Genomic DNA, 4,109 nt, shown 5'->3' on the forward strand with positions numbered 1-4,109 from the left:
CAGGTCTACTTGGCCGGCTTCGCTTCCTGGCCCTTCTCGACCGTCACGCCGGCCGGAGGCCGGTCTCCTTCCTGGCCGACCGCACCGAGCTCGACCGCAGGCTCAGCCTTCTCGACCGTCACGCCGGCCGGAGGCCGGTCTCCTTCCTCGCCAACCGCACCGATCGACGGTGCGTCAGTGGTTGCGGCCGTACTCGGCCGGCTGGTCGGGGCGGGAGTGCTCGCGGTGGCCATCGACGTCGCGATGGCCACCGCGCCACCGGCGACGGCCAGGACCAGTACGCCCCCGGCGAGCGACTTCTTGATCTTCATGATGCGGACCCTTCTGCCGGGCCGCCCTTCGGCGCCGGCAGACATCAGTCAAGAGGCCCGGCCGTTGCGAGGTGTTAAAGAACGCCACGTCGGGGCGGGCGCCGACCCGTCGTCCCAGGTGGGCTTAGCTAGGTGACTGGTATTAAACGGCGGTTGGTCGACGTAGCCGACCGGCCGTCGTTGTGTTTTGGTGGGCGTGGGTGGCGGGTCGGGGTGAGGCTCAGGCGGGGTTGGGGGTCCAGCCGGTGGTGTGGCCTGTGAGTCCGAGGGTGGCCAGGCGGGCGAGGTTGGTGGCGGCGGCCAGGAGGGTGAAGTCCGCACTGATGCGTTCACGGCCGCGCATGCGGGCGCGGCGTCCGCCGTGGCGGCGGCGTATGAGGTGAGCGAGTTTGCGTTCGACTTTGGGGCGGGTGGCGCGGTAGTCGGCTTGCCAAACCGGGTCTTGTTGGCGGGTGCGGGCGGCGGTGAGGTGGGTTTCCCCGCGGCTGATGGTGATGTGCCGGCCGGTTTTCGAGGCGGTGCACTGTTCGCGCAGGGGGCAGCCGGTGCAGGCTTTGCCGAAGTCGGCTCTGCCGGCGTGACGGTCATGGCCGACCACGGGCCGGATCGTGATGGTGGTGCCGTTGGGGCAGGTCACCGTTGCTTGGCTGAGGTTGATGGTGAACTGGTCTTTGGTGAACGTGCCGGCCGGGGCGTTGGGCGGTTGGACCTTGGTCTTGATGTCGATGTCGTGGTCGTGCAGGTGGGCGAGGACCTCGCCGGCGCCGTAGGCCGAGTCGCCGTAAACCGCCGCTTCACCCTCACCGGCGGCGGTGGTGGTGTCGGTGGCCGGCTGGGTCAGGTCAGCGATCAGGTCGGGGGCGGGCTGGGCGTCGCCGGTGTTGCCGGCGGTCACAGCGGTGGCGGTGATGATTTCGCTGTCCGGGTCGATCGCGATGTGGGCTTTGTAGCCGTCGAACCCGCGGTGGCTGGTCTTATGCCCGTGCCGGGCTTGCGGATCAACGGTGGAGATCACCCGGTCGGTTGCGACTTTGCGGGCGATGCGTAGCAGCCCATCGGTGCCGGTTTCGAGGTCTTGGCCGAGGACGGTGGCCAAAAGGTGCATCGCGTGGGTGACCGGCTCGCCCAAGCCCTCACGCCCGGCCAGAACGCTCAGCAGCGCGTAGCCGTCCCGGGCCCGGGAATCGACCAAGGCTTGCATCCACCCTGTGTCGCAGCGAAGCTGAAGTTCGTCTGCTCAGCCCTCGATGATCGTGATCGCTTGAGACGGGCACACAGCGACGGCGGTCACGGCCCGGTTCGCCGCATCGCCTTCGGGCTGATCGGTGAGCAAGGCGACAATGCCGTCATCGTCCTGGTCAAAGACGGCCGGGTCGGTCAGCACGCACTGACCTGCACCGACGCACAGGCCGGTGTCTGCGGTGAGTCGCACAATGGTTTCCTTACCAGGTGACGGGCAGGCTGTACGCGCCGTAAAAAATCGGGGCGTCGGACTTGAAAGGGATTTCGTTCATCGGGACGGCGAGCCGGAGTGCGGGGATGCGCCGGAACAGCGTGTCGAAGACGATCTGGAGCTCGAGACGAGCCAGGTTTTGGCCGAGACACTGGTGCGGCCCGAACCCGAAGGCGAGATGGTGCCGGCCGCCGCGATCGATGTCCAGCGCGTCCGCGTTGGGGAATGGCTCGGGATCCCGGTTGGCCGACAGGAGGGAGACGATGACCCCGTCGTCGGCCGGGATGGTCACCCCGCCGATTGCTACGTCTTCCGTCGCCACCCGAGTTCCGCCCAGGTCGACGATCGTGCAGTAGCGCAGCAGTTCCTCGACGGCGGCCGGCGTACGGCCCGGGTCGGCCTTGATCATGGCAAGCTGAGCTGGGTGCTCCAGCAAGGCTATGACTCCAAGGGAGATCATGTTCGCGGTCGTCTCGTGACCGGCGCCAAGCAGGAGAAAGGCCATGCCCAGCAGCGCCTGTAAATCGAGATCACCCTCCTGGCGACGTCGCTCGATCAGCCGGCTCAGAAGGTCGTCGCAGGGCTCGGACGCCTTCTCGAGGACGAGCTCGCCGAGGTAACCGGTCAGTTCTTTCATGGCGTTGCTGCGGCCCTCGGCCGAACTGTTGCCGCTGACCATCGTCATCGTGCGGGACTCGAAGAATTCATGATCGGAGTACGGCACGCCCAGCAGTTCCGAGATCACCAGGGACGGCACCGGCAGTGACAGCGTCGGCACCAGATCGAGGGGGCGTGTCTCGGCGGCCAGCATGGCGTCGATCCGCTCATCGACGATCTTCTGGATGCGTGGGCGCAGAGCAGTCAGCCGCTTGACGGTGAACTCGCCGAGCACAGCTCGACGCTCTGCCGCGTGCGCGCTACCGTCCATGCTGTTCATGCTGGGCGGCTGCATCCGGAACTGTTTCCGCATCGCCTCGTCGAACCCGGGCATCGGGTAGTTGGGCCGGCTCCGGTCCTTTGAGAACCGGGCATCGGCCAGGATGGCCCGGCCCTCGGCGTGACGTGCGACCCACCACGCCTCGCCACCGCCGGTCAGCGGGACCTTCGTGATCGGCTGCTGCTCACGTAGTCGCGTGTGCTCGACCGGTTCAGCGAATGGGCAGCTGCGGACAGCCGGGTAGTCGACAGTGGAAAACTCCGTCATGGGAACCACCTTCAGTGAAATGTCTGGTCTGAACGTCGTGGCCGGCGAAGCCGGACGGGCCTCCACCGCCTGTTATCCGAGCCGCTGGTCTTCAGGGGTGGAGCCGTCGCGCCGCACCAGAGACCCGTGTCTTTCGCCAGACGAGATGGGTTGCAACACCCATGTCGGTCGCCACGATGCGGGTCGCTGCCGCCGCCGCGTTGTTGAGGGATTCGATCGCCTCACGCTGTGCACGGGGACCGGCCGGGGTGTGGTGGGGTCGGGTTCCGGTGGCAGCCTCGACGAGGGCGACCACGGCGTCAGCTACCGGCTGCGGGTCAAGGTCGTGCTTCAGCGTGTGCTGTTGGAAGTCGGCGGCGAAGGCACTGAGCGCGGGCATGTACGGCGCCATCATCGAGGGGTCCTGAGGCATGACGCCGTGCTTCTCGAGTTCGGTCGCATGCGGGGCCGCTTGGACACTGACCGACTCGATACCGTCGTCCCGTAACTCGTGACGCCACGCCTCGGTGAGCGAGGCCAGCGCGGCCTTACTGGCGCAATACAGCCCCGTGAAGGGTGTGGTCACCCGGTCCCCGGTCGAGCTGACCTGGATAAGCAGGCCTTGGCTTTCCCGGCGCATGTGGGGTACCACCGCCCGGTTGACCCGGAACGCGCCTAGCACATTCAGGTCGAACTGACGTGCTGCTTCTTCGGCGCTGTAAGCATCGAGCGGACCTGCGAACACCACGCCGGCGTTGTTCACCACCACGTCGATCCGGCTCGCGACCTCGACCGCTGTCGCGGCCACGCGCTCGGCCTTGCGAATACTTGGTGCCCTCGTCGGGCGAGTGCCTCGACCGTCAACCGTCCGAAACCGCTGGCGGCGCCCGTGACGAGCACCGTGCGACTCTGTATGTTCCCGTCCACCTGGTCTCCTGGTGTTGCTGTTGGTCGCGCCACCGTATGCCCAGAACCGGGCGTCGATCTTGCACAATTGAGCCGCCTGATGGAACTTCAAGGCCAAGTGTTGGGATGAATCTATGGAAGCCGCGCAGCGTGGCACCGTCCAGATCGACACAACGAAGGAGCCTTTTCCAAGCTGATCTTGCAGCTCAGGGTCGGTGAGGCGGACCCGGTGATCGAGAGGTGCGAGGCTCCAGAT

5 protein-coding genes are annotated in these 4,109 nt (G+C 66.7%); all 5 read right to left on the reverse strand.

The annotated features are described in order from the left end of the window. Positions 1 to 5: 5 nt before the first annotated feature. The 5 genes from KXC43_RS50170 to KXC43_RS50190 all read right to left on the reverse strand — a co-directional run bounded on the left by KXC43_RS50170 (position 6) and on the right by KXC43_RS50190 (position 3,755). Entirely contained in the window at positions 6 to 311 is a 306-nt protein-coding gene (locus KXC43_RS50170; protein WP_221383413.1) for a hypothetical protein, read from the reverse strand. 220 nt (positions 312 to 531) lie between these two features. Beyond that, positions 532 to 1,512 (reverse strand): transposase, encoded by a 981-nt coding sequence (locus KXC43_RS50175; protein ID WP_221383414.1) that lies wholly within the window; start codon positions 1,510 to 1,512, stop codon positions 532 to 534. 36 nt (positions 1,513 to 1,548) lie between these two features. Beyond that, complete coding sequence (locus tag KXC43_RS50180) at positions 1,549 to 1,743, reverse strand: ferredoxin (RefSeq protein ID WP_221383415.1); 195 nt, start codon at positions 1,741 to 1,743, stop codon at positions 1,549 to 1,551. Between the two features lie 10 nt (positions 1,744 to 1,753). After that, positions 1,754 to 2,968, reverse strand: a complete 1,215-nt coding sequence (locus tag KXC43_RS50185; protein ID WP_221383417.1) for a cytochrome P450 — start codon at positions 2,966 to 2,968, stop codon at positions 1,754 to 1,756. Positions 2,969 to 3,059: 91 nt separating this feature from the next. Further along, a complete protein-coding gene (locus KXC43_RS50190) occupies positions 3,060 to 3,755 on the reverse strand; it encodes an SDR family NAD(P)-dependent oxidoreductase (RefSeq protein ID WP_221383416.1) in 696 nt (231 codons plus the stop codon). Positions 3,756 to 4,109: the final 354 nt, after the last annotated feature.

The sequence above is a fragment of the Paractinoplanes polyasparticus genome, assembly GCF_019710575.1.
In the GTDB taxonomy this organism is placed as follows: domain Bacteria; phylum Actinomycetota; class Actinomycetes; order Mycobacteriales; family Micromonosporaceae; genus Actinoplanes; species Actinoplanes polyasparticus.